Annotated in this window: 20 protein-coding genes and 3 pseudogenes; 13 read left to right on the top strand and 10 right to left on the bottom strand. The window is 70.7% G+C overall.

Annotation, left to right across the window (positions count from 1 at the left end):
- Nucleotides 1-15: 15 nt before the first annotated feature.
- Nucleotides 16-1,632: a malate synthase A gene (gene aceB / locus PV419_RS31275; RefSeq protein WP_319694664.1), complete on the bottom strand. Its 1,617-nt coding sequence runs from the start codon at nt 1,630-1,632 to the stop codon at nt 16-18.
- Between the two features lie 121 nt (nt 1,633-1,753).
- Nucleotides 1,754-2,368 (bottom strand): nucleotidyltransferase family protein, encoded by a 615-nt coding sequence (locus tag PV419_RS31270; RefSeq protein ID WP_319694662.1) that lies wholly within the window; start codon nt 2,366-2,368, stop codon nt 1,754-1,756.
- Nucleotides 2,369-2,569: 201 nt separating this feature from the next.
- Here PV419_RS31270 and PV419_RS31265 point away from each other — a divergent pair, with 201 nt between their 5' ends.
- Nucleotides 2,570-2,950, top strand: coding sequence for a DUF5955 family protein (locus PV419_RS31265; RefSeq protein WP_415925410.1), 381 nt, complete (start codon nt 2,570-2,572; stop codon nt 2,948-2,950).
- A 173-nt stretch (nt 2,951-3,123) separates the two neighbouring features.
- On the opposite strand, the gene PV419_RS31260 is transcribed toward PV419_RS31265, so the two are convergent.
- Complete coding sequence (locus PV419_RS31260; RefSeq protein WP_319694659.1) at nt 3,124-3,909, bottom strand: IclR family transcriptional regulator; 786 nt, start codon at nt 3,907-3,909, stop codon at nt 3,124-3,126.
- A 359-nt stretch (nt 3,910-4,268) separates the two neighbouring features.
- On the opposite strand from PV419_RS31260, the gene allB reads away from it, so the two are divergent.
- Together allB and alc are read left to right on the top strand one after the other, a co-directional pair.
- On the top strand, nt 4,269-5,591 hold the full coding sequence (allB, locus tag PV419_RS31255; protein ID WP_415925415.1) for an allantoinase AllB: 1,323 nt from the start codon (nt 4,269-4,271) through the stop codon (nt 5,589-5,591).
- The gene (gene alc / locus PV419_RS31250; protein ID WP_319694656.1) at nt 5,588-6,742 is read left to right on the top strand and encodes an allantoicase; all 1,155 of its coding nucleotides are present in this window, start codon (nt 5,588-5,590) and stop codon (nt 6,740-6,742) included. Before allB ends, alc begins: the two co-directional genes overlap by 4 nt.
- Here the strand turns inward: alc and PV419_RS31245 are convergent.
- Both PV419_RS31245 and PV419_RS31240 read right to left on the bottom strand, forming a co-directional pair.
- The gene (locus PV419_RS31245; RefSeq protein WP_319694654.1) at nt 6,733-8,838 is read right to left on the bottom strand and encodes an NACHT domain-containing protein; all 2,106 of its coding nucleotides are present in this window, start codon (nt 8,836-8,838) and stop codon (nt 6,733-6,735) included. The two genes, alc and PV419_RS31245, sit on opposite strands and share 10 nt — an antisense overlap.
- Before the next feature lie 157 nt (nt 8,839-8,995).
- Nucleotides 8,996-9,670, bottom strand: a complete 675-nt coding sequence (locus PV419_RS31240; RefSeq protein ID WP_319694653.1) for a hypothetical protein — start codon at nt 9,668-9,670, stop codon at nt 8,996-8,998.
- Between the two features lie 477 nt (nt 9,671-10,147).
- Here PV419_RS31240 and PV419_RS31235 point away from each other — a divergent pair, with 477 nt between their 5' ends.
- Both PV419_RS31235 and PV419_RS31230 read left to right on the top strand, forming a co-directional pair.
- Nucleotides 10,148-11,353: an NAD(P)/FAD-dependent oxidoreductase gene (locus PV419_RS31235; RefSeq protein WP_319694652.1), complete on the top strand. Its 1,206-nt coding sequence runs from the start codon at nt 10,148-10,150 to the stop codon at nt 11,351-11,353.
- Nucleotides 11,354-11,379: 26 nt separating this feature from the next.
- Nucleotides 11,380-12,267: an RNA polymerase sigma-70 factor gene (locus PV419_RS31230; RefSeq protein ID WP_319694860.1), complete on the top strand. Its 888-nt coding sequence runs from the start codon at nt 11,380-11,382 to the stop codon at nt 12,265-12,267.
- Here the strand turns inward: PV419_RS31230 and PV419_RS31225 are convergent.
- A complete protein-coding gene (locus PV419_RS31225; RefSeq protein WP_319694651.1) occupies nt 12,246-13,154 on the bottom strand; it encodes a maleylpyruvate isomerase family mycothiol-dependent enzyme in 909 nt (302 codons plus the stop codon). The genes PV419_RS31230 and PV419_RS31225 overlap by 22 nt on opposite strands.
- A 112-nt stretch (nt 13,155-13,266) precedes the next feature.
- On the opposite strand from PV419_RS31225, the pseudogene PV419_RS31220 reads away from it, so the two are divergent.
- The 3 genes and pseudogenes from PV419_RS31220 to PV419_RS31210 all read left to right on the top strand — a co-directional run.
- Nucleotides 13,267-13,758, top strand: a pseudogene (locus tag PV419_RS31220) (AIM24 family protein); the annotation flags it as partial.
- 182 nt (nt 13,759-13,940) lie between these two features.
- Nucleotides 13,941-15,569, top strand: coding sequence for an IS200/IS605 family accessory protein TnpB-related protein (locus PV419_RS31215; protein ID WP_319694858.1), 1,629 nt, complete (start codon nt 13,941-13,943; stop codon nt 15,567-15,569).
- A pseudogene (locus tag PV419_RS31210) lies at nt 15,570-15,929 on the top strand (AIM24 family protein); the annotation flags it as partial.
- Nucleotides 15,930-15,949: 20 nt separating this feature from the next.
- Here the strand turns inward: PV419_RS31210 and PV419_RS31205 are convergent.
- Both PV419_RS31205 and PV419_RS31200 read right to left on the bottom strand, forming a co-directional pair.
- Entirely contained in the window at nt 15,950-16,171 is a 222-nt protein-coding gene (locus tag PV419_RS31205) for a DUF6126 family protein (protein WP_319694650.1), read from the bottom strand.
- Nucleotides 16,168-16,809, bottom strand: a complete 642-nt coding sequence (locus PV419_RS31200) for an XRE family transcriptional regulator (protein ID WP_319694649.1) — start codon at nt 16,807-16,809, stop codon at nt 16,168-16,170. The genes PV419_RS31205 and PV419_RS31200 overlap by 4 nt, the downstream gene beginning before the upstream one ends.
- Before the next feature lie 187 nt (nt 16,810-16,996).
- Between PV419_RS31200 and PV419_RS31195 the strand changes: the two genes are divergently transcribed.
- The 4 genes from PV419_RS31195 to PV419_RS31180 all read left to right on the top strand — a co-directional run bounded on the left by PV419_RS31195 (nt 16,997) and on the right by PV419_RS31180 (nt 20,460).
- Complete coding sequence (locus tag PV419_RS31195) at nt 16,997-17,425, top strand: ribonuclease (protein WP_319694648.1); 429 nt, start codon at nt 16,997-16,999, stop codon at nt 17,423-17,425.
- Nucleotides 17,426-17,644: 219 nt separating this feature from the next.
- Nucleotides 17,645-18,610 (top strand): sugar kinase, encoded by a 966-nt coding sequence (locus PV419_RS31190; RefSeq protein ID WP_319694647.1) that lies wholly within the window; start codon nt 17,645-17,647, stop codon nt 18,608-18,610.
- Between the two features lie 210 nt (nt 18,611-18,820).
- Nucleotides 18,821-19,459 carry a bifunctional 4-hydroxy-2-oxoglutarate aldolase/2-dehydro-3-deoxy-phosphogluconate aldolase gene (locus PV419_RS31185; RefSeq protein ID WP_319694646.1) on the top strand — a complete coding sequence of 213 codons (639 nt, stop codon included), beginning with the start codon at nt 18,821-18,823 and terminating at the stop codon, nt 19,457-19,459.
- A 170-nt stretch (nt 19,460-19,629) separates the two neighbouring features.
- Nucleotides 19,630-20,460: a transporter substrate-binding domain-containing protein gene (locus tag PV419_RS31180; RefSeq protein ID WP_319694645.1), complete on the top strand. Its 831-nt coding sequence runs from the start codon at nt 19,630-19,632 to the stop codon at nt 20,458-20,460.
- 61 nt (nt 20,461-20,521) lie between these two features.
- Here the strand turns inward: PV419_RS31180 and PV419_RS31175 are convergent.
- Nucleotides 20,522-20,632, bottom strand: a pseudogene (locus PV419_RS31175) (RNA-guided endonuclease TnpB family protein); the annotation flags it as partial.
- Nucleotides 20,633-20,976: 344 nt separating this feature from the next.
- Entirely contained in the window at nt 20,977-22,929 is a 1,953-nt protein-coding gene (locus PV419_RS31170; RefSeq protein WP_319694644.1) for a cellulase family glycosylhydrolase, read from the bottom strand.
- 398 nt (nt 22,930-23,327) lie between these two features.
- Here PV419_RS31170 and PV419_RS31165 point away from each other — a divergent pair, with 398 nt between their 5' ends.
- Nucleotides 23,328-25,013, top strand: a complete 1,686-nt coding sequence (locus tag PV419_RS31165) for an ABC transporter substrate-binding protein (protein ID WP_319694643.1) — start codon at nt 23,328-23,330, stop codon at nt 25,011-25,013.
- The last annotated feature ends 9 nt before the right edge of the window (nt 25,014-25,022 follow it).

The following is a 25,022-nucleotide window of genomic DNA, read 5'->3' as shown; positions in this document are numbered from 1 at the left end:
CTGCGCGGCCCCGGCTCAGCGCAGCAGTTCGTACGCCGGCAGCGTCAGGAACTCCGCGTAGTCCTCGTCCAGCGCGACCTTGAGCAGCAGATCGTGGGCCTGCTGCCAGTTGCCCGCCGCGAACGCCTCCGCCCCGGCCTCCTCGCGGATCGCCGCCAGCTCCTCCGCCGCGATGGCGCGGACCAGACCGGCCGTCGCCTTCTCGCCGTCCTCGAAGACGACACCCGCGTTGATCCACTGCCAGATCTGAGAGCGGGAGATCTCGGCCGTGGCGGCGTCCTCCATGAGGTTGAAGATGGCGACCGCGCCCAGGCCCCGCAGCCAGGCCTCGATGTAGCGGATGCCGACCTGGACCGCGTTGCGCAGGCCCGCCGAGGTGGGCTTGGCGTCCAGGGAAGCGACGTTGATCAGTTCGGCCGCCGTGACCTGGACGTCCTCGCGCAGCCGGTCCTTCTGGTGCGGCTTGTCGCCGAGCACCGCGTCGAACGAGGCGCGGGCGATCGGGACCAGGTCGGGGTGGGCGACCCAGGAGCCGTCGAAGCCGTCGTTCGCCTCGCGGTCCTTGTCGGCCCTGACCTTGTCGAACGCGACGGAGTTGACCTCGGGGTCGCGGCGGGAGGGGATGAAGGCCGCCATGCCGCCGATCGCGTGGGCGCCGCGCTTGTGGCAGGTGCGGACCAGCAGCTCGGTGTAGGCACGCATGAAGGGGGCGGTCATGGTGACGGCGTTGCGGTCGGGGAGGACGAAGCCGGGCCCGGCGTCACGGAAGTTCTTGACGATGGAGAAGAGGTAGTCCCAGCGCCCCGCGTTCAGCCCGGAGGCGTGGTCGCGCAGCTCGTAGAGGATCTCCTCCATCTCGTACGCGGCGGTGATGGTCTCGATGAGCACGGTGGCGCGGATGGTCCCCTGGGGGATGCCGAGGTAGTCCTGGGCGAAGACGAAGATGTCGTTCCAGAGGCGGGCTTCGAGGTGCGACTCGGTCTTGGGCAGGTAGAAGTACGGGCCCTTGCCCTGGTCGAGCAGGCGCTGGGCGTTGTGGAAGAAGTAGAGCCCGAAGTCGACGAGGGCGCCGGGCACGGCGCGGTCGCCGGCCCGCAGATGGCGCTCGTCCAGGTGCCAGCCGCGCGGCCGGGCGACGACGGTGGCGAGCTCTTCGGCGGGGCGCAGCGCGTACGCCTTGCCCTCGGGGGTGGCGAAGTCGATGCGCCGCTCGTAGGCGTCGCTGAGGTTGAGCTGGCCGAGGACGACGTTCTCCCAGGTCGGCGCGGAGGCGTCCTCGAAGTCGGCGAGCCAGACCCTGGCGCCCGAGTTAAGGGCGTTGATGGTCATCTTGCGGTCGGTGGGGCCGGTGATCTCCACCCGGCGGTCGTCGAGCGCGGCCGGGGCGGGCGCGACGCGCCAGTCGGGGTCCTCGCGGATGTGCGCGGTCTCCGCGAGGAAGTCAAGGGTGCCGGTTCGGGCGATCTCGGCGCGGCGCTCGGCGCGGCGGGCGAGGAGCTCGTCGCGGCGCGGGGTGAAGCGCTGGTGCAGCTCGGCCAGGAAGGCCAGGGCCGAGTCGGTCAGCACCTCTCCCTGCCGCTCGAGCGGCTCGGCGTCGACGATGGCCAGCGGGGACGGTGCTGGTGCGGACATGGGCGGTCACTCCTCGGGCGACACACGGCGAAACACGGTGGGCTTCTGACTTCTGTCAAGTGGATACTAATTTCCTCATGGCGGAACTTCAACGTTCTGTTGGGCTCACTCCGGCCGCCGCTCACTCCAGCCGCTTCAGGTCCTCCGCGGTGTCGATGTCGTCGGGCCGGGCGATGTCGGAGCAGTCGACAAGCGTGAGCCCCGGCTGATGCGCCTTCAGATAGGCGCGTGCCCCGCGATCGCCCACCGCACTCGCCGCGACATCCGCCCACCGCTCGGCGCCGAACAGCACAGGATGGCCCCGCCGCCCGCCGTACACCGCCGCGACCAGGCACGACGGCGAGTCGTACGCCGCCGCCACCCGGGCCACCGCCGCGGCCCCGATCCCCGGCTGGTCCACCAGCATCACCAGCGCCGCCCCCGCCCCCGTACCGGCCAGCGAGGCGAGGCCGGCCCGCAGTGAGGAACCCATGCCCTCGGCCCAGTCCGGGTTGTCGACCAGCGTGTACCCGGAGAGCTCGGCCCTGGCCCGTACGGTCTCGGCGGCCGCGCCCAGGACGATGTGCACCGGGCCGCAGCCGCCTTCCCGCAGCGCCCGCGCCGCGTGCTCCACCAGCGGTCTGCCCCGGTGGACCAGCAGCGCCTTCGGCCGCCCGCCCAGCCGCCTGCCCCCGCCGGCGGCCAGCAGCAACCCGGCGACCTGCGATTTATCGTGCGATGTGTGATCTGTTGGCATTGCCTACCGCTTATCCTTTCGCGATCCGCCTCTTGTTCTCCCCGTCGCACCCGGTCTGATTTTCGCTCTCCGTATGGCGTGTCGCGCACAGAGTGGCGTTAACTGATCCGCGGCCTCTCGCGTCCGATCGACGCGTCCAGGGGTCATGGGGAGAAGGGGGCAGGCTTCGTGCAAAGGGGCGCGAGGGCGAGCAAGGCAGTGATGTCCGACGATCAGGTGAGGCGCCGGGTGACACCGGGCGCCTGGTCAGTGGAGGGCGCCGCGGTCGTGGAGGACAGGCGAGTGGCCGGCACCGAGGAGGATCCCAGAGCGACCGAGCTGCGCCGGGCCGTCGCCCGGCTGCGGCGCGAACTCGCCGCCCACCCGGCCGACTTGCCGGACCGGGCCATAGCGGACGACGAACTCGCCGCGCTGGACGCCATGGCGCGCGAGGGAGTGCCCGAGGTGCCCCGGCTGCGCCGTGCGCTGCTGCTCATCGCGGGCGCGCTGGGCTCGGTGAGCGCACTGGCGCCGGCGCTGAGGGGGGTCCGTGCGGCGATCGACCTGTGCGGCGATGTGCCGCGGGCAGGGGGGAGGGACTGACGGACCGGGACGGAATGTGGGGACCGGATGCGGGGACGGGACGCCGGTACGGCTCGGTGCGGCACCGGCGCCCCGGCCCGTACCGTCGGGCGGGGCCCAGACGGTCAGCCGGAGCCCAGACGGTCAAGCGGATCCCAGACCGTCAAGCAGATCCCGGGCAGATCCCGGAGCGATCAAGCGGATCCCGTGCTGGCGAGCGCGGTGGACAGCTGCGCCGCGACCTCCTTGAGGATCGGCACGATGTCCTCCGTGGCCTCGTCCGTCACCCGCCCGGCCGGGCCCGAGATCGAGATGGCGGCCGCCGTGGGGGAGTCGGGCACGGCCACCGCGAGGCAGCGCACGCCCATCTCCTGCTCGTTGTCGTCCACCGCGTAACCCAGCTCGCGCACCCGCCCCAGGGCCTCCAGGAAGACGTCCGGCGAGGTGATCGTCTTCTGGGTGGCGGCCGGCATGCCGGTCCGGCCCAGCAGCGCGCGCACCTCGTCGGCGGGCGTGTCCGCGAGCAGCGCCTTGCCCACGCCGGTCGTATGGGGCAGCACCCGCCGCCCGACCTCGGTGAACATCCGCATCGAGTGGCGCGAGGGCACCTGCGCGACGTAGACCACCTCGTCGCCGTCCAGCAGCGCCATGTTCGCGGTCTCGCCGGTCTCCTCCACCAACCGCGCCAGGTATGGCCGGGCCCAGGTGCCCAGCAGCCGGGAGGCGCTCTCGCCGAGCCGGATCAGCCGGGGGCCCAGCGCGTAGCGGCGGTTCGGCTGCTGGCGTACGTAGCCGCAGGCGACCAGGGTGCGCATCAGGCGGTGGATGGTGGGCAGCGGAAGCCCGCTGCTGCCGGAGAGCTCGCTCAGCCCGACCTCGCCCCCGGCATCCGCCATCCGCTCGAGCAGATCGAAGGCGCGCTCGAGGGACTGGACGCCGCCAGAGTTGGCAGCGGCGGTCTTGGGCTCGGCGGACGGCACGTCGACAGTTCCTTTCGCGGCGGGTGAGGCCGGCCCTCGCGCGGCTGATTCGCCCCGGCCGACCGGCCAACGGGCAGCCTACCCGCCCCCGGCCGGCCAGGTTCTGCGCTCCGAAAATCGCCTTCCATTCTATGGACGATCGTCTTGTGCCGGAGCCACGGTCGGTGGGTCTTGACCCGGCAGGCGGCGCAGTGAAGACTCCTGCAACAGAAATATGTTTCCGCTTCGCGGAAGAATCGTTCTGCTCTGGAAGAGCTGGACGAGTCTGCCGAGAATCTGCCGAGAAACGGAGGGCGCGGGTGTCAGACGCGGATACGGACCTGGTGGTGCGCTCGACCCGTGTGGTGACCCCGGAGGGGATGCGCGCGGCATCGGTCGCCGTCTCCACGGCCGACGGAAGGATCTCGGCCGTCCTGCCGTACGACACGGCCGTCCCGCCCGCGGCCCGCCTGGAGGACTTCGGGGACGACGTACTCCTCCCCGGCCTCGTCGACACCCACGTCCACGTGAACGACCCGGGCCGCGCCGAGTGGGAGGGGTTCGCGTCCGCCACCCGCGCTGCCGCGGCCGGCGGGGTCACCACCCTCGTCGACATGCCGCTCAACAGCGTCCCGCCGACCACCACTGTCCCGGCGCTGGAGATCAAGCGCGCCACCGCCCGCGCCGCGGCCCATGTCGACATCGGCTTCTGGGGCGGCGCCGTCCCCGGCAACCTACGGGACCTGAAGCCGCTGCACGACGCCGGCGTCCTCGGCTTCAAATGCTTTCTGCTCCACTCAGGCGTGGACGAGTTCCCCCAGCTCGCCCCCGCCGAACTCGACGCGGCGCTCGACGAGATCGCGGGCTTCGGCGGCCTGCTCATCGTCCACGCCGAGGACCCCCAGCTGATCGACCGGGCCCCGGGCCCCAACGGCCCGCGCTACGCCGACTTCCTCGCCTCGCGCCCGCGCGAGGCCGAGAACCGGGCCATCGCGGGCCTGATCGAACTCGCGCGGATCCACGCCGCCCGCGTGCACATCCTGCATCTGTCCTCCGCCGAAGCGCTCCCGCTGATCGCCGCCGCCCGGAGCGAGGGCATCGAGGTCACGGTGGAGACCTGCCCGCACTTCCTCACCCTGACCGCCGAAGAAGTCCCCGACGGCGCCACCGAGTTCAAGTGCTGCCCGCCCATCCGCGAAGCCGCCAACCAGGACGCGCTGTGGCAGGGCCTGGCCGACGGCATCATCGACTGCGTCGTCTCCGACCACTCGCCGTGCACCGCGGACCTCAAGGTCGGCGACTTCGGGCAGGCCTGGGGCGGCATCTCCTCCCTCCAACTCGGCCTCCCAGCCGTCTGGACCGAGGCGCGGCGGCGCGGCCGCACGCTCCCGGATCTCGCGCGCTGGATGTCCACCGCCCCCGCCGCGCTGGTCGGCCTCACACACAAGGGCGCCATCGAGCCCGGCCGCGACGCCGACTTCGCCGTGCTCGCGCCCGAGGAAACCTTCACCGTCGACCCCGCCGCGCTCCACCACCGCAATCAGGTCACCGCCTACGCGGGGAAGACCCTGTACGGCGTCGTACGGTCCACCTGGCTGCGCGGCCGGAAGATCGCCGACCACGGCGCCCCAACGGAACCCACCGCACCGACCGACCCCACCGGACCCACAGGCCGACTCCTGGAAAGGCACCACACCGCATGACCGCGCCGATCCCCCGCTTCACCGGCGACGCGAGCCCGTACGGCGGCGGCGACCCGTACGCCGACTACCGCACCGCGGACCTCCCCTTCACCCACCTCGCGGACCTGGCCGACCGGCGGCTCGGCGGAAGCGTCATCGCGGCCAACGACGAGTTCTTCGCCGAGCGCGAGAACCTGCTGCGGCCCGAGGCCCCGCACTTCGACCCCGCGGCCTTCGGCCACAAGGGCAAGATCATGGACGGCTGGGAAACACGCAGGCGGCGCGGCGCCTCGGCCGAGCACCCGCACCCCGCCGACGACGACCACGACTGGGCCCTGATCCGCCTCGGCGCGCCCGGCGTCATCCACGGCCTCGTCGTCGACACCGCCCACTTCCGCGGCAACTACCCGCAGTCGGTCAGCGTCGAGGCGACGTCACTGGAGGGCACCCCGTCCCCCGAGGCCCTGCTCGCCGATGAGGTGGACTGGACGGAACTCGTCCCCCGCACCCCCGTGGGCGGCCACGCGGCCAACGGCTTCGCGGTCACGGTGACACGCCGCTTCACCCACCTCAGGCTCAAGCAGCACCCCGACGGCGGGATCGCCCGTCTCCGCGTCCACGGCGAGGTCGTCCCCGACCCCGGCTGGCTCACCGCGCTCGGCACCTTCGACCTGGCCGCCCTGGAGAACGGCGGCGCGGCCGAGGACGCCTCCGACCGCTTCTACTCCCCGCCCGCCAACTCCATCCAGCCCGGCCGCTCCCGCAAAATGGACGAGGGCTGGGAGACCCGCCGCCGCCGCGACCAGGGCCACGACTGGGTCCGCTACCGGCTCACCGAACAGGCCCGGATCCGGGCCGTCGAGATCGACACCGGCTGCTACAAGGGCAACGCGCCGGGATGGGCGGCCCTCTACATCCTCGACGCCACCTCCGGCGCCGACCCGGCCGACCACACGGCCCCCGGCTGGACCCAACTCCTGCCCCGCACCCGCCTCCAGCCCGACACCGTCCACCGCTTCCCGCTCGACACGGCCCCGCCCGCCACCCACGTCCGCATCGACGTCTTCCCGGACGGCGGCGTCGCCCGCCTGCGGCTGCACGGCACGCTGACGGAGGCGGGCGCGGAGCGGCTCGCGGCGCGGTACGGGGAGCTGCGCGGGGCTCACAGGTAGCGGAGCCGTATACCCGGCCCGAGCTGGTCGGCGCCCGTGACGACCTGCGTCCTGCCTACCTGGACGGTGAGGCGGGGATGGGCCGGGCGGCCCGCCAGCGAGGAGAGGTCCAGCGGACCGGGGTAAGGGCCGTGGCACGCGCCGAAGAACACCGTGGTGAGTGAAGGGATCGCGTTCAAGGGGCTGAGGTCGGTGGGGAGGGCGCAGTCAAAGAACATCAGGTTGTGCGTGTGGAGACCGATGGCAGGCAGGGTGTGAAGCTGCTCGGTCAGATCAAATCCGCCCAGTCGCAATTGCTCGAGGCCGGCGATGACGGCCGAGTCCATGAGACCGCGAGGGCTCCCCGAACCGTCCAGGGAGGCGTAGGTGAGCTGAGGCAGACGGTCGAGGAACCCTAGATGAGGGTTGGCCGGGAGGTCTCCCAGCCCCAGGATGGACAGCGACCGTGGCAGTGGGATCCGGTCGAGCGGGGGCAGGGACGACCAGTAAGCGAGGTACAGCTGCCGTAGACGAGTGAGTCCACCCAGCGCCTCGGCTCCCCTCAAGGGGCCGTTTCCGTTGACCAAGAGATCCTCCAGCTCGGGCTGGTCGGCCAGCGGGCTGAGATCGTTCCCGCCCCTGAACCGGCGGATCCGCAGCCAGGAGAGCCGAGGAAGTTCCTTCAGCGCCGCGAGGCCGGAGGTGAACGGATAGTTGATCGCAAATTGCCGCGCGGACCGCAGCCGTGTGGCTGCCGACCACTGGCTGGGATGGGAGAGGGCGACGGGGATGTCTTCGAGCGGAAGCTCGTGCAGCACACGCCGGGCATACTCATCAGGGTCGAAATAGTGCCAGGACTGAGCGAGTTGCTCGTGTACCCCGGCACGCCCGTCCTCGGCGTAACCGCACAGCAAGTCAAGCGCTGACCCTCCGCCGATAAGGGCCGCAGTACGTACCGCCGCTCTCGCCGCAGCCTCCGTCAGACCGTCGAGCGAACGCGGCAGCCTGCCCAGCACCGGATCCCCCACGGCCGCCAATGACTCCGCGTCGCTCCGCCGCCGAGGCGGCACCAGCACGCCGAGGTTGACGTCCAGCCGTTCGGCGAGCCCGACGGGCACCGACTCCATCGTCTCCAGGCAGGAAGCAGCCAACAGCCGCAGCCCACGCGCATGACGGCGTTCGGCCGCCGCGCGGTCGAGGATGCCGGTGATCAGCTCCTCCCGCTGGCCGCGGTTGGCGTGCCCCGCGGCCATGATGATGGTCTCCCGCCAGGTGTCCAGATGAGCCCGCTCGATCAGGTTGCCGATGCGGTCCTCCTCCGCCGCCTCCTCGGCGGCCAGGTACTCCTGGAAGCTGCGGTGCAGAAAGTCGATGCGGTCGTCGGCGGGGGCGCGCAGCACTCCCGAGCGGGTCACCAGATGGTCCAGGGCCTGCCCGCCCTCGACGTCCAGATGGCGCATCGACCCCAGCTTGGCCGCTACGTGGTCGAGCGCCTTCTCCCGGGCGATCTCGCTGCGGTTGTTGTCCGACAGCCGCCAGGCCAGATCGCGCAGCAGACACAGCTTGTCCGTGAGACTCAGCCGTACGTCCAGGGCGCTCGGCACCCCGCGCTCCGCGTCGCGGCGCTGCACCAGCAGCTCCAGCGCGATGCGGTACAGCTCCATGCGGTTTCGCGGCAGCCGGCTGCGCCGCCCCAGGTGCAGCGCGCACAGCAGGGCGGCCAGGAGCGGGTTCGCGGCGAGCGCCAGCAGATGGGGGCGGTCCTGGAGGCTCGCCACGAGCGCCCGCTCGTAGTGGGGGAGCTCTTCCGGTGCGCAGGGCGCCTCGCCGGAGTGCAGCTGTACGGCCTGGTGCCACTGCTGGACGAAGGCGCGCAGGTCGGCGGGCGTCATCCGTTCAAGACCGACCGGGGCGAAGCCCTCCGACCGCAGCCAGTCGCCGCTCGCGGCGGTCGGGCGGGTGGTCACCACGGCGCGGGTGTCGGGGTAGGCGCTGAGCAGCAGCCGGAGCCAGTCGCGGACCTTGCGCCGTTCGCTCGCGACGAGTTCGTCAAGACCGTCGACCAGGAGCAGCACCCGACCCGCCTGGAACTGGCGGTCGACCCACGCGGCGGGCATATGGCCGGTCAGCGGCCCGGCAGTGACGTCGCCGTTACCGGCTCGCCGAACCGAGTCTGCTGTCCCGTCACACATGTCCGCATCGACATCTTCCCGGACTGTCCCGTGTCAGGTGTGCGAACGCACCAGGTTGTCGTTCCCTGCGGCTCATCCGGGCCTATCCGGCTGATCCTGAACAGTCAGGAATCGGTGCGTCCTTGGTCAGACCATCCATCACCGCTCCTTCGAGGGTCACCCATTGATAACCGCCAGTGTCGATTGCCCGATCAATGGCGCTTCTTGGGACTGATCGGAGGGGAACGACCTCCCAGGTCCGGCCTCCGTAGTCGTAGAAGAAGGCGCGCTGCATGCGTATTGCGGCCTCCCATCCGTCCTCAACCTTGCCCGCATACTCTAGATTGAACTCGGAATTCCATTTCTTTAGTTTCTCCAGCGGAATTTTCTTCGTTGTGCAGGGGCCCACGCTCGTGGCCTGCACCACCCACTTCCTCCCATCGGGGGTTGTCAGCAAAGTCGTCACGAAGTGAAACGAATGCCTGGAGTAGTTGGTCATGATGACGTCGGCCCCCTTCTCCTTGGAGCCGAGACGTACTTCGAAGAGAGAGGCCAGCTGCTCCCTCTCGCGTTTCCTTGCCTCTTCGCTCTGCCTGAGCTGATCTTGGGTGGCGCGATACTGCAGAATCCCGCTATACCCACCGAGAACGAGGCCTATTCCCGCCAGGGCGACTGCGGCGACTTGGGCCCAGTCAACCCAGCGAGAGCGATTCGCTGCTCGTTGTTGTTCAACCCTGCGCCTTGCGGCGATCCGACTCAGGCGCTCGCGTTGTCCCACGTTGGCTTCCCCCGGGTTGTCAAGTTAAATGGTGACCTCAATGCCTGGCCCAGTTCCTCAGCGCGAGGCCGGCCTCGCTCGCGCGGGATCCGGTCAGGCCGGCTTCCCAGCAGTCCAACTGCCCCTGGCCAGGCATATATTGGCGCGTCCTCGTCGGCGCCGACTCCTATCTGGCCGATGTCCCCCTGCTGCGTCGGGCGCAACCCTGGCTCTGATCGCCGAGCTGGACGAGGAGGAAACGCAGTGACCTCCCACGTCTGCGCCCGCTGCCAAGTGACGACCAGGGAGCCGTTGATCGTCGCGGTGGAGCACGTTTCGCGGCCATGCGCCGCGCCCGCCAGGAGGGACGTACGCCGTGACGCCCGCCGCCCCACTCGCTGTCGGCACCGTGTCGCGCGTCACATCAACCTCATGTCACGGACGGGCGGGCAGCTTGCATCTGGTGGTCGTCAGCGGCAAGTGGAGGAAGGCGGAACGATGAGCGCACAGCACGAAGCCGGTGGGGCGATCACACACCGCGTGGTGGTCCTGGGGGCAGGGTACGCGGGCATGGCCGCGGCGGTTCAGCTCGGGGCTCGGGTCAAGGGGCGCGGGGATGTGCGGGTGACCGTGGTGAATGCGCAGGAGCGGTTCACCGAGCGGCTGCGGCTGCATATGACGGCGACCGGACAGCGGCTTGCCGAGCTGAGCATCCCGGAGGTGCTGGAGGGGACGGGGGCGCGGTTCGTGCGCGGTTGGGTGACGGCGGTGGACGCCGGCGCGCAGACCGTGCGGATCGACGACGACCGGGTGCTGCACTACGACACGCTGGTGCACGGGTTGGGCAGCGTGGCGGACACGGTGGCGGTGCCGGGTGTCGAGGACCACGCCTATACCCTGAACAGCGCCCAGGACGCCGAGGTGCTGGCCGAGCGGCTGGCGCGGCTCGGCGATGGCACGGTGGTGGTCGGTGGCAGCGGGCTGACCGGTGTGGAGTCGGCCGCGGAGATCGCCGAGCGGCACCCGGAGTTGAATGTCGTGCTGCTGGGCCGGGGTGAACCCGGTGCGGCCATGAATCCGAAGGCCAAGGCGTATCTGCGGTCGGCGCTTCAGCGCCTGGGCGTCCAGGTGCGCAGCGGGGCCGAGGTCGTGAAGGTGCTGCCCCACGCGGTCGAACTGGCGGGCGGGGAGAGTGTCGCCGCCGATGTGGTGGTGTGGACGAGCGGTACGCGGGTGTCGCCGCTGGCGGCGGCCGCCGGGCTGACCGTCGACGAGTACGGCCGGATCGTCACCGATGCCACGCTGCGGTCGGTGTCGCACCCCGAGGTGTACGCCGTGGGTGACGCGGCGGCGATCCGCCAGGGCTACGGCGTGATGCACGGCACCTGTCAGGGCGGCATGCCGACCGGTGTGCACGCCGCGCTGTCGATCGTCCGTGAGTTGAAGGGCAAGCAGCCGAAACCGTTCCGCTTCGGCTACTACCACACGCCGGTGAGCCTGGGCCGCGACGATGCCGTCGTGCAGTTCACCCACCCCGACGACAGCCCCCGGCGGATGTATCTGACCGGTCGCCTGGCAGCCAGGTATAAGGAGACGGTGACTGCTTCGCCCTGGCCGACGTACGGCCGTATGAAGAAGATGCCCGCCTCGGGCGCGTTCTGGCCCCGCGGCGGCCGCTTCACCCGCGTCCGGGGGACGCGGTGACCGACCCGTCTCACCTGGATCAGCAGATGTTCAATCAGCACCGCAATCTGCTGTTCTCCGTGGCCTACCGCGTCCTCGGCACCGCGGCCGATGCCGAGGACGCGGTCCAGGACGCCTGGATCAAGTGGTCAGCCGCCGACCGCTCGCAGGTGGCCGACCCCAAGGCGTACCTGACGCGGATCGTGTCGAATGTCGCGCTGGCGCGGCTGCGCTCCACCCGGCACAAGCGTGAGACGTATGTGGGGCCGTGGCTTCCGGAGCCCATCCTCACCATCGGCGACACCGCCGAGACCGTCGCGGACGCCGAGTCGGTGTCGATGGCCATGCTGGTGGTGCTGGAGACGCTGAGCCCGCTGGAGCGCGCGGTGTTCGTGCTGCGGGAGGTCTTCGACTTCAGCCATGCCGAGATCGCGGAGGCGGTGGAGCGTTCCGAAGCCGCGGTGCGGCAGGCCGCGCACCGTGCCCGTGAGCATGTACGGGCCCGGCGGCCGCGCTTCACGGCGGACCGGGCGCGGCAGCGCGAGGTCACCGAGCGGTTCTTCGCCGCCGCGACCGGTGGTGATGTCAACGCCCTGATGGAGCTGCTGTCCCCGGATGTCACCCTGTGGACCGACGGCGGCGGCAAGGTCCGTCAGGCCCTGCGTCCGGTGGTGGGTGCCTCCACGGTGGCCGCCTGGTTCGCCGCCATCGGCTCCGTCACCTACCAGGGCATCGAGCCCGCCGACATGAACGCCGAGCTCGTCGAGATCAACGGCGGGCTGGGCGTGGTGTTCAGCGGGCCGGGCCGCGTGGTCGCCACCGTCACCTTCGATGTCGACTCCGACGGCCGTATCGCCGCCATCCACAACGTGGCCAACCCGGACAAGCTCCAGGCCGTCGCCACCGGCACCGCTCACGACGTCGGGACCCTGTGAGCGATGCGCGAGTTGGGGTCCGGGTCGGGCTCGCGGACGATCGCGACGAGGGTCAGCACGGCCCGCGCCAGCTGCTCGTCCCCGCGCACGGTGGCCCGATGCCGCGCGTCCGTCGGGGTGATCCCGCGCGTGGCCAGCCGCCACAGCACGTCCGCGTCGACCTCGACCTCGGCGGTGGCCTGGGTGGTGGGGCGGTCGTCCGGGGTGGCGGGGGTGCGGAGCGCCCAGCGGGCGCCCTCGCGTACCGCCGTCCAGGTCCCGCCGGCCGGGCCGGGCACCCGGACCCGTACCGCCGCTCCGTCCTGGGCCGGGAGGTCGCGCAGGGTGTACGGGAGGGCGCGCAGGAAGGTGTTGAGCACCGGGTGCAGCAGCTCGGGTTCGGTGGCGCCCGGCCGGTTCACGGCGTCGCGGATCTGCTGCTGATGGACCCAGAACTCGGTGTACTCGCGGGCGGTGTCCAGCCAGTTCGGGGCGGGCGTCCCGGGGGCCGCCCAGGACACGTCGAGGCCGGCGGGCGCGGCGGGGTCCAGGCCCGCCCAGAAGTCGTCGAGCTGCGGGCCGAGCGTGGCCAGCAGATCGGTCAGCAGCCGTGGGCTGAGCTGCCGGGAGGTACGGACGAAGTCCTCGTTGGACCGGGTGATGAACTGCGGCAGCGTCTCGCCGGGGCCGAACGGCGGCCCCGGGTGCCCGTCGCGGCCGCCGGACAGCCGCCGGAAGTGGTCGTGGAGGAGGTGGGCGACCACGTCGTGCACCTCCCACCCGGGGCAGGCGGTGGGGCGTCGCCAGTCGGCGACGTCCAGAGTGGTGAGCAGGTCGAGCAGGGCGCGGCGGTCGCGGGGGAAGAGGGGGCGTACGTCGAGGGGCGGCCCCAGCCAGGTCCAGTCCATAACCGGGATTGTGCCCGGCGATGGAACCCAGGGCCTCGGGTTTAACGTTGACCAGGCGATTCCCCTATTACTTTGCGATATATCCGCCATGTCCGTACCGAGGAGTCCTGCTGTGACCTTGCGCCAAGAGATCGTCGGCAACGCCATGCAGATGGCGGTCTGCAGCCTCCAGCCCGGCCAGACCGTCTACTGCGAGGCTGGAAAGTTCCTGTTCAAGACGTCGAACGTGACGATGGAGACCCGGCTGTCCGGGCCCGGGTCCGGCTCCGGGGCTGGGCCCAATAGTGGTCAGACTCCTGGGGGCGGCGGGGGCGGCGGGGGCGGCGGTATGGGCGGCATGCTGCGCCAGGCCATGGGCACCGCCATGCAGGTGGGCCAGCGGGCGCTGGCGGGGGAGTCGCTCGCCTTCCAGTACTTCACCTCGACCGGCGGTGAGGGCACCGTCGGCTTCGCGGGCGTGCTGCCCGGGGAGATGCGCGCGCTGGAGCTGGAGGGCGGTCGTGCCTGGTTCGCGGAGAAGGACGCCTTCGTGGCGGCCGAGTCGACCGTGGAGTTCGGCATCGCCTTCCAGGGCGGCAGGACGGGGCGCAGCGGCGGCGAGGGGTTGTGAGCTGCTGCCGATTGACAGCGCTTGGGTGCGTTTTGGTGTGCATGAGTGAGCGTCGACGACCGTGTGACGGGACTTGGAAATGAAGGGAATGGGAGTTCTTGTGTCGAATGCGTGACCTTTATGGGGGGCGCTCGTTGGGTGTGCTGACGGGGTCTTCGGGCCGGGCGGGGGTGGGGGTGGGCCAGCTGCGCGAGGTGGCGGCGCCGTTCGAGGTGCCCGGGCCGACCGGGGTGGCGATTCGCACCAGTCTCAAGGGCCTGACCGGGCCGGACGAGAGGGTCCTGCGCCTGGTCGGCGGGCTGCTCGGTTCCCTGGCCTCCCGGGACCTGAAGGCGCGTTGCGCGGCAGGGCTGGATCACGACAGCCACCGGTGGGCGCAGCGCAAGCGGGTGTTGACGCCAGATTCCTCCTCGCGCTGGGCGGGCAGTATGACCAAGGCCTCGCATGACCAGTGGGCGCTGGCCCGGCGTGGTCAGCTCGCGTATATCCAAAGCCTCCAGGCAGCCATTGGCGTGATCGTGTCCCGGCTGTCGTTGCCGGTGGGGTCGAGGGGTTCCAAGGGGGCGCCGGGTGGTTACCGTTCCCGGTCAGAGTGGTTTGCCAAGTCCCGGCGTCTGCGCCTGCTCGAGGACCGGCTGGAGCGGGAGCGGGCCGACCGTGCGGCCGGGCGGGTGCGGGTGGTGCGCGGTGGCAGGAAGCTGCTGCGCAACCGGCATAACCTTGAGGCCGCCCGGCTGACCGAGACGCAGTGGCGGGTGCGGTGGGAGGCCGAGCGCTGGTTCCTCCAGGCCGACGGCGAGTCGGGAAAGCGGTACGGAAACGAGACGATCCGCATCACCCCGGACGGTGAGGTGAGCATCAGGCTTCCGGCGCCACTGGCCGCGCTGGCGAACGCATCCCACGGCCGGTACGTGCTGGCCTGCCGGGTTCGCTTTGGGCACCGGGGCGAGCAGTGGGCGGACCGTGTCGCGGCGAACCGTGCCGTGGCGTACCGCATCCACTACGACGTGGACCGTGGCCGCTGGTACCTGACCGCCTCCTGGCAGACCCCACCGGTGAAGACGGTGCCGCTGGAGGCGGCCCGGGCCGGCGGCCTGGTCGGCGTGGACATGAACGCCGACCATCTGGCCGCCTGGCGCCTGGACGCCCACGGCAACCCCGTCGGCAACCCCCGCAGGTTCGACTACGACCTCACCGGGAGCGCACCGCACCGGGACGCGCAAGTGCGGCACGCCCTCATCCGCCTCCTCCACTGGGCCCGGCGCCACCACCTGGCCATCGCGATCGAAGACCTCGACTTCCAGGCGGAGACGACCCGCGAGAAACACGGGCGGCGCAAGCGCTTCCGCAAACTGATCTCCGGCATGCCCGTCAGCAGACTGCGCAGCCGACTGGTCTCCATGGCCGCCGAGCTCGGCATCACCGTCGTGGCCGTCGATCCCGCCTACACCTCCCGCTGGGGCGCCCAGCACTGGCAGAAGCCCCTGACCACCAAGACTCGCAAGACCACCCGCCACGACTCAGCCGCCGTGGCCATCGGACGGCGCGCCCTGGGGTGCCCGATTAGGCGACGGACGCAACCGCCCCCACAGCACCGGAGCGATGCTGTGGGGCATCGGAGTGTCCAGGCCGCATCAGGCGCTCCGGGGTGTGAGGAATCCCGCCCCCGCATCCCCGGACCACGGACACGATCCTCCGGCGCCGGATGCGGAGCGAAAGCGGGGGACCAGTGTGCCCACAACCGTTCGGGGCACACGGCTGAGCACGAGTCCTGGCACCAGGACTCACTCCCGCTCAGTCCCTAGGAACGGTTCATCCTGGAGAAGTTCACTGGGCGCGGCACGGTGATCATCTGCGGCGCGGGCAACTTCATCGACCTCAACCCCGCCGACTTCGGCGGCCGGATCGAGGTCGACACGGGCTGCATCGTGGCCTTCGAGGAGGGCATCCAGTACGGCGTCCAGCGCATCGGCGGGCTCAACCGCCAGGGCCTGATGAACGCCGTGTTCGGCGGTGAGGGCCTGTCCCTGGCCACGCTGGAGGGCGATGGTCGGGTGATCCTTCAGTCACTGACCATGGAGGGCTTGGCGAACGCGCTGAAGAAGGCGCAGGGCGGCGACAAGCAGGGCCCGACGGGCGGGCTGTTCTCCACCCACGCGGGGTGACGGGGGTTGCGTTGGGGCGGCTATTTCGCCCCGGCCAGATAGAACAGCAGGAAGAGGAACGCGGCGATGAAGTGGACGCCGACGAGGTAGATGAAGACGCGGATGGAGAGCCCCATCGGCGCCCGGTCCTCCTCCCGCATGGCCTCGCCGTCCGGCATGGTCCCGTGCGTTGCGCCGCTCGTCGCCGCGCCGCTTGTCGTCGTGGGGTCCAGGGTGTAATCGGCGTCTGTCGGGTCTTTCATGGTGCCCGGTGTCTCCCTCCGCGGACCGCGTCGCCGAGGCACAGCTCGGCCGTGCCGCTCTGCAGCAGTGTGTGGACGAACAGCAGATCCGTGCCGCCGGGCGAGGCGGCGGCTATGCGGTGCGGGGTCAGCGAGTCGAAGTGGGCCGCGTCGCCGACGCCGAGCACGTGGGCGGTCTCGCCCAGGGTCAGCCGCAGCCGCCCCTGGGTGACGTACAGCCACTCCTCGCCCGGATGGACCCGCACCAGGTCCTCCTGCGGGCCGGGCCCCGCCGGTACGCGCACCCGCAGCGCCTGCATGGCCCGGCCGGGGCTGCCGGCCCGCCAGTACGTCCAGCCGTCCGCCGGCGAGGCCGCCATCCGGTCGGCCCGCAGGATGGGGTCCCGCTCCGGCGAGACCTCGCCGAGGAGGTCGGATACCGTGGTGCCGTAGGTACGGGCCAAGGCCAGCAGCATGGGGAGCGACGGCTGGCGCCGGGCGGTCTCCAGGCGGGACAGATGCGCGGGTGAGAGCCCGGCCAGCCGGGCGGCGGCTTCGAGCGTCAGTCCGCTGCGGCGCCGCAGGTCGCGCAGGCGGGGGGCGACGGAGGGCAGCTCGGCGGGGGGCCCGTCGGCGGGCCCCTCGGGGGACGGGGTCATGTCTCCGGTATAGCCAGCTTTCGCCTCTCGGGCAAAAGTTTTGCCTCTGAGGCAAATGTCGAAGGTGGCGCGGGCATCACGTCTTCATCACTTCTCCCGGCGCTTCGCGCGGGTTCTGTGAAGTCCGGGGAAACTCCTGCGACTTGGCATTGACATGTCAGGGTCTACGCGCGTCATGCTGTGAGGCATGAGAATCCCCCCACGGATCGCCCGCATCGGTGTGCTCGGCGCCCTCGCGTCGAGCCTTCTCATCGGCGGTTCGGCCGTCGCGTCCGCCACGGCCACCCCCCTCGCGCCCCAGACCGCCTCGTCGGTCCTCCAGATCGCGGCCGTCGGCAACATCTGCTACTCCGACCTGCCGTCGCAGGCCCATGACACGCTCGACCTGATCGAGTCCGGCGGCCCCTTCCCGTACCCCCAGGACGGGACCGTCTTCCAGAACCGGGAGGGCATCCTTCCGGCCCAGTCCAGCGGCTACTACCACGAGTACACCGTCAAGACCCCCGGCTCGGACACCCGCGGCGCGCGCCGCATCGTCACCGGGAAGAAGACGGACGAGGACTACTACACCGCCGACCACTACGCCTCGTTCGACCTGGTGGACCACAGCTGCTGACCACCGAAGACCGCCACCCCCCGCACAGCGGCCGCTGCCTGCTCGCAGGCAGCGGCCGCCGCGTTGTGCGTCCGCTTCCGCACATCGGCCGGAACGGCATCGCGTACGAAGGGTTTTGACGGTCCAAGAACTGTCCTGAACCCCGCGGGGGTCTCTGTCGGTGCCGCCCGGTAGCGTTTCCAGGAGAAGGGGACGTGCGGGGAGCAAGGGGAGGCACCGGTGGCGAGCGGCCCTGAAGTGGTCACATGCGGTGAGGCGATGCTGTTATTGCTCGCCGAGCCCGGGGTTCCCCTGGAGCTGGCCGTGCACTTCCGCCGCTCGGTCGCCGGAGCGGAGTCCAATGTGGCCATGGGCCTGGCCCGGCTCGGCCACCGCGTCCGCTGGCTGGGCCGCGTGGGCGCGGATCCGGCCGGCCAGGCCGTGCTGCGCGAGCTGCGGGCCGACGGCGTGGATGTGGCATTCGCCGGGGTGGACGAGCACGGCCCGACCGGGCTGCTGCTGCGCGACAGCCATCCGCACCGCGCCATCGACGTGCAGTACTACCGCTCCGGCTCGGCCGGCTCCCGGCTCGCGCCCGAGCACATACCGGCCGAGGCTATCGGGGGCGCCCGGCTGCTGCATCTCTCCGGGATCACCCCGATGCTGTCGCCGACCGCGGCGGCCGCCACCGACCGGCTCGTCGAGCTGGCCCGTGCCGCCGGGGCAGAGGTCTCCTTCGATCCGAATGTGCGGCGCAAGCTGGGCGGCGCGGCGCAGTGGGCCCAGACGACCGGGCGGCTGCTGCGCGAGGCCGATCTCGTCCTCGCGGGCGAGGACGAGCTGGAGCTGCTGACCGCCAGATCCGCCGACGAGGCCGCGGCGGAGCTGCTGGACGGCCGGGCGCACACCGTCGTCATCAAGCGTGCCGATCGCTCGGCGACCGCCGTGACGGCGGACGGCCGCTGGGACCAGCCACCCTATCCGGTGCCGGTCACCGACCCCGTGGGCGCCGGAGACGCCTTCGCCGCGGGGTATCTGTCGGGGCGGCTGCGCGGGCTGGCTGGGCCCCGGGCGCTCGCCGAGGCCGCCTGCGTCGCCGCGCTGGTCGTCCAGACCGCGACCGACACGGACGGGCTGCCCACCGCGGCGGGGCGCGAGCGGGCCCTGGCCGCGTTCGCCGACGGCGTCGACTCCGTCCACCGCTGAGCCCGCGCCCTGTCCCTCCCCGCACCGACGCACCGAGAGGCCGATACCGCCCACCGCGCACCGCCATTGACCGGGCCTCACCCCCACAGCGCCCCGCACGCCATGCTCCCCCCACACCGACAAGCGCACAGCGAAAGGCCGCATATCCCGGAGGCATTACGGGGCGGCATCTCCAGGAGACCCTTCTGAGAGGAAAGGCGGCGAATTGCCGTGTACCGCTGGGAGATCACCAAGGCCGCGCTCGCACAGCGGGTCTTCGCCATCATCCGCAGCGACAGCTATGACCAAGCGACCGCGGCGGCGGACACCCTGCTCTCCGCCGGCCTCACCACCGTGGAGTTATCGCTGACCACCCCCTTCGCTCTGGAGGCCATCACCACCCTGGTCCGTGAGGTCGGTGACGAGGCGGTGATCGGCGCGGGCACGGTGCTGGACGCCGCCTCAGCCTGGATGGCGGTCGACGCGGGTGCCCGCTTCCTGGTCTCCCCGAGCCTGGACCCGGAGGTGATCCGCACCGGCCACCGCTACGGTCTGCCGGTCTTCCCCGGCGTCGCCACGCCCACCGAGATGGTGCGCGCGCTGGAGCTGGGCGCGGACGCCCTCAAGCTGTTCCCGGCCTCCGCCCACAGCCCCCGCTGGGTCAAGGACGTACGGGCCGCGCTGCCGCAGGCCGCCCTGCTGCCCACCGGCGGGGTGACCGTCGCCGACGCCCCGGACTGGATCGCCGCCGGAGCGGTCGCCTGCGGGATGGGCTCGGCGCTGTCGGAAGGCGACCGGGACGTGGTCGCCAAGCGCGCCGCCGAGCTCCTCGCCCGGCTGCAGGACGTCGCCCCGGCCGAGGCCCCCTGACGCCGCCCCGGCCGACGCCGCTGACGCGGCGTGGGCCGGGGTGGCGTTTCAGCAGGTGATCAATGGGTTCCGCCTGGCGGTCTCTTCTGCCACCCTGAGCGCGCTGTGATCACGCGCCCTGTGTGCGCCGTCCCCGTGCCGCTCGCCGCGGCCTGTGCGAAGGAGTCGCCATGCGACGTTCCGTCACGCTGTCCGCCCTGGCCGCCGTGCTGGCCGCCACCGCCGCCGGCTCCGCCCTGGCCGCCGGTCCCGCCTCCGCGCCCGCCTCCGCGGCCGCGGTCAAGCACCAGCGCGGCACCCTGCTGGACCGGGTGCCCGAGCGCGGCGTGTTGCGCGTGTGCACCACGGGCGACTATCGCCCCTTCACTTACCGCGACCCGAAGACCGGCGACTACACCGGCGTCGACATCAACATGGCCCGCGACCTGGCCAAGAGCCTGGACGCCAAGCCCGCCTTCGTGGCCACGACCTGGGCCAAGCTGGTCGACGACCTGGCCGCCGGGCGCTGTGACGTCGGTATGGGCGGGGTGTCGGTGACCCTGGCCCGGGCCCGTAAGGCGTACTTCAGCGAGCCGTATCTGACCGACGGCAAGACCCCGGTGGTGCGGTGCGAGGACGAGCAGAAGTACCAGACGCTGGAGGACATCGACCAGCCGGGCGTGCGGGTGATCGTCAACCCGGGCGGCACCAATGAGCAGTTCGCCCGGGACCACATCAAGCGGGCCACCCTCACCGTCCACCCGGACAACACCACCATCTTCGACGAGATCATCGCGGGCCGCGCCGATGTGATGATGACCGATGCCAGCGAGACCCGTTACCAGGCGAAGATCCACCCGGAGCTGTGCGCCGTCCACCCCGACAAGCCCTTCTCCTTCTCGGAGAAGGCGTATGCCCTGCCGCGCGGCGACGGGCAGTTCAAGGAGTACGTCGACCAGTGGGTGCACCTGGCCACGCACGACGGCACGTACGCCAAGTACGAGCAGGAGTGGATGAATTGACTGCTCCCCCTGACGGGGGATTTGTGGCTCAGGCTGCTTGGCCGCACTGCGTGCGGTCGAGTCTTACGCCCTCGGCACCGGCCGGGTTCAGACCTGCCCGGATGAGCATGACGCGGGCGGAGTTCTTGTCCCTGGGGGAGACGGCTCCGCACGCGGTGCAGGTATAGATGCGTGCCCTTCGGCCGCCGTGGCGACGCGCGTGATGGCAGACTGTCCGGACAGCGGAGCCTCCGGTCCTTGAACGGCTTGTCTTGGTCGACTGCCAGTTCTGCCGGGGCTCCGCTTCTCGCGTCCCGCGAACCCGCAGATCACGGCCCTCGCGACAACCACGCCCGACCCGTAACTTCACGGCCTTGGACTTTAGGGCGGCAGTTCGGAGTCGGCTTGCGGTGGCGGGGATGTTCCTCGGTGACGCCCCGGCCGGCGGGGCCGCTCGAAGCGCCGCATGTCCCGATCAGCGCGGGGCCGCGCCGCCGCCCCTCGCCGTGGCTGCGCGGCCAGGCGGCCCTGCCGGTTTCAGCTGTGCAGCCGCAGCACCCGCACCCCGTACGGCGCCAGGATCACCGTGTCCGCCGGGGAGCCGTCCAAGGTGGTGAGCCTGCCGTCGGCCACCGCCGGCTTCACGGACAGCTCCTCGCCGGCCTGGCTGACCAGCCAGACGAAGACCCGGCCGTCCTCGTGGACCAGGCGGTCCACGGCGACCCGGGGGTCGGAGGTGGTGACCGGGCGGCGGACGCCGGCGTGGGCGGCGAGGGCGTCGTACAGCGTGCTGGTGGCCTCGGGGTTGACGCGGGGGGTGACGGCCGCCATGTGTTCGATCGGGTAGGTGCAGAAGACCACGCAGCCCTCGCCGGTCTCGCGCAGCAGCAGCGCGGGGCGGCCGTGGCCGTCGACCGCGAGGACCTGCGCGCCGTCGGGTTCGACGGGGAGGAAGACGCGGCTGTTCTCCGTGCCCGCGGCGCGGAAGGTGAGCCGGGCGCCTTCGGGGAGGGTGCCGAAGGCGCGGGTGAGGGTGAAGGTCACCTCGTCGTCCTCGATCGGGTCGACCAGGCCGTACTCCAGCTGGTGGCGGACGCCGAAGAGCTCGTTGAGATGGGCGTACCAGGGGCCGCGCTGCTCGTCGTGGGCGCCGGGGGAGTACGAGACGTAGACGGTGGCGCCGTCCCGGGCCCGGCGCTCCAGCTCGTACCAGGTGGGGGAGAGGAGCTGTTTGGTGGAGGGGACCAGCCACAGCCGTACGTCTGCGGGCAGCGCGCCGCCGCTTTCGCGCACCACCGCCGCCGGGGCGTCGGCGAGTCGGGCGGCCACCCAGGCCTGGCGGCCGGTCTGCTGGACGTAGGAGCGGTCCTCGGCGCGGGTGAAGGGGTAGAGGGTGTCGAGGTAGGAGGAGACCAGCAGGGCCGTGTCGGTGTCGGCACGGTGGCAGCGGGAGAAGTCCACCGCGCTCAGCACCTCGGAGAAGGCGCGCAGTTCGCGCAGTTGCGGCTTGGGGGTGCCGGCGGTGTCGGTGAGGCCGAAGTGCATCTCGAAGGCGTGGTGGCGGTAGGGGGGCTGCTCGCTCAGGTTGTCGTAGTCGGTGTTGTTCCAGGCGACCCAGCCGGTCGCCCCGGCCAGCAGGCTGTTGTGCAGGGTCTGCCGGTAGTAGCGGGCGGCGCCGGGGCCCGAGGCGAAGTCGGAGCTGACGCCGAACTCCTCCAGTACGACCGGGCGCTGGAAGGTGCCGGTCAGCTCGCACACCCAGGCGGCGGCGTAGTGCTGCCGGACCGGGTCGTTCTCCATGCGGTAGACGTGCGGGCCGAGGAAGTCGCACAGGTCGGCGGTGTCCTGGAGCCGGAAGCCGTTGTCGTGGCCGGAGTTCTCCAGGCCCCAGGCGCCGTCGCCGAGCGAGACGGGCTGGGTGCCGCCGCCGGCCCGTACGGCGTCGACGACGATCTGGGCCCAGGCCGCGACCGCCTCGCGCTCCGCGGGCACGGCGTCGGACCGCACACCGGGCCGGCGGCCGTAGATCGGCATCTCGTTGGAGACCAGCCAGCCGGCCACCGCGGGGTGGCCGGCGAAGCGGCGCACCGTCTCGCGGGCGAACCAGGCCTGGCGGGAGACCAGCCACACATCGCTGTACAGGTCGCGGTCGCCGCGCCAGGACGGGTCCCAGTTCTCGCCGGACATATGGCCGACGAGGAAGGTGGGGACGGTGGTCATGCCGAGCGCCTGGTGGCGGTCGAGGAAGTCGGCGTAGCGCGCGCACATCTCTTCGTCGAGGCGGTCGGGGTCGGGCATGAAGTCCGGCCAGTAGAAGAACGACCGGGTCATGTTCAGCCCGTGGTCGCGCAGCACGCGCAGCTCAGCGTCGACCACATCCGGGTCGTACGAGCGCCACATCAGCGGGCCGCCGGTGCGTGACCAGTAGTTGGCGCCGAGCCAGATGACGGGGTGGTCGCCGACGGTCAGCCGTGCGGACGTGCGCTGCATCTGCGAACTCTCCCTCAGGCAGGGGGCAGTCAGGGATGCGGCCCGGTGCGGACGGGCGGTGCCGCGCAGCAAGCAGTGAACGGCTTTACCGGTTTAGTGTCAACACTTCGGACAAGGTTCGTACGCATCCCCGCCCGACGGTCTTGATCATTCAACTCCGGCTCTGTGCTGCGGTTCTGGGCCGGGACCTGGAAGTTCGACGGGTTCGACTAGCGCGGTTCAGCGAGGGTGCCGTGTCACTCCTCTTGACACCCTCCTCCGGGGCCCTTAATTTCGCGGCGCCGGGGTGCGCGGACCACGTCCGGCATTCGCCCTTTGAACCCGCATGGTTCGGCCTGCACAGTACGGCCCGCACGGCTCGACCCGCACCGCTTCGACCCGCACAGCGAGGGGAACCCATGATCTCGAGGACAACGGCCGGTCCGCGCCGCGCGCTCGCCGCCGGGGCCGCGCTCACGCTCACCGTCACACTCGCCGCCTGCGGCGGGGGCAAGAGCAACAACGCCGGCTCGGGCGGAGTGCTGACCGTTGCCACGGGATCCACGGGCAACTTCGTCCGCAACTTCAACCCGTTCGCCCCGCAGCCCCTCCAGGCGACCCACGGGATGATCTACGAGCCGCTGTTCCACATGAACGCGGCGAAGGCCGGGGAGATCGAGCCGTGGCTGGCCACCAAGTACACCTGGGCGGACGGGGGCAAGACGCTCCGGGTCACGGTGCGCACCAATGCCACCTGGAACGACGGAAAGCCGTTCACGGCCGAGGACGTCGCCTGGACCTTCCAGATGGCGAAGGAGAACAAGGCGCAGAATCAGTACGCCCTTCCCATCGTCTCGGCGAGCGCCGAGAGCAAGGACACGGCGCTGATCAAGTTCTCCAAGTCCGTTTACACCAAGGAATACTTCATCCTCGGCAAGATGAAGATGCTGCCCAAGCACATCTGGTCGAAGATCCCGGTCAAGGAGCGAGCGACCACGCTCAACACCAACCCGGTGGGCACCGGCCCGTGGAAGGTGAAATCCGTCAAGGGCATGACCATGGATCTGGTCGCCCGCGACGACTATTACTTCAAGGGGCTTCCGCACTTCAAGGTCATGCGGTACCGGTCCTTCACCGGAAACAGCGCCGTCACGGCCGCGGTCACCTCCGGGCAGATCGACTGGGGCGGCGGTTTCATCCCCGACATCAAGAAGAACTATCTCGCCAAGGACAAGAACTTCGAACTCGTCAACATCCCCCTGGCGACGACGTTCTTCATGCCCAACGCCAAGCAGGGCCCGACGGCCGACGTCAATGTGCGCAAGGCGATCAGCGCCGCCCTCGACCGCGAGTTCATGAACAGGAGCGTGTACGACGGCCAGGCGCCCGTCGCCAACCCCATGGCGCTGCTGCTCCCCAACTACGAGTCGGTGCTCGACCCGTCCCTGAAGGACGCCGTGATCGAGACCGGTCAGGGCAAGGTCGACCAGTATCTGACCGCCTCCGGGTACACCAAGTCGGGCGGCATGTGGGAGAAGAACGGCAAGAAGCTGTCCGTGACCGTCGAGCTGGTCTCCGGCTGGACCGACTACGTCAGCGTCGCCCAGCTGGCCAAGCAGCAGCTGAAGAAGGCCGGGATCGAACTCGTCGTCAAGGCCGAGTCCTACGCGCAGTGGTCCAACAACCGTGCCCGCGGCCAGTTCGAGATGCTGCTGGACAACAGCGGCTACACCCCCGACCCGCGCGCCTACTACGCCCAGCTGCTGGACAGCACCATTCCGCCGAAGATCGGTGAATCCACCAACGTCGGCAATTTCGGCCGCTACTCCAACCCCACTGTCGACAAGGCCCTGGACGAGATCGCCTCCACCAAGGACCCGAAGAAGCAGAAGCCCTGGTACTACAAGATCCAGCAGGAATTTATCAAGGACATGCCGGCCATCCCGCTCTTCTACGCCCAGAACGAGCAGGAGTTCAACGGCAACCGCGTCACCGGATATCCCACCGAGGACAACCTCTACGCGGCCGCCTCCATCTGGCTCGACCCGGACGGCGGCTGGGTGGCCGCCCGTATCAAGCCCGCCAGTGGTAAATCCGGTAAGTAAGGGCGCGGC

This window comes from Streptomyces sp. ME19-01-6 (assembly GCF_033793745.1).
GTDB lineage: Bacteria > Actinomycetota > Actinomycetes > Streptomycetales > Streptomycetaceae > Streptomyces.
Note: the sequence above shows the minus strand (reverse complement) of the source record. Positions and strands in the feature narration are given on the sequence as shown.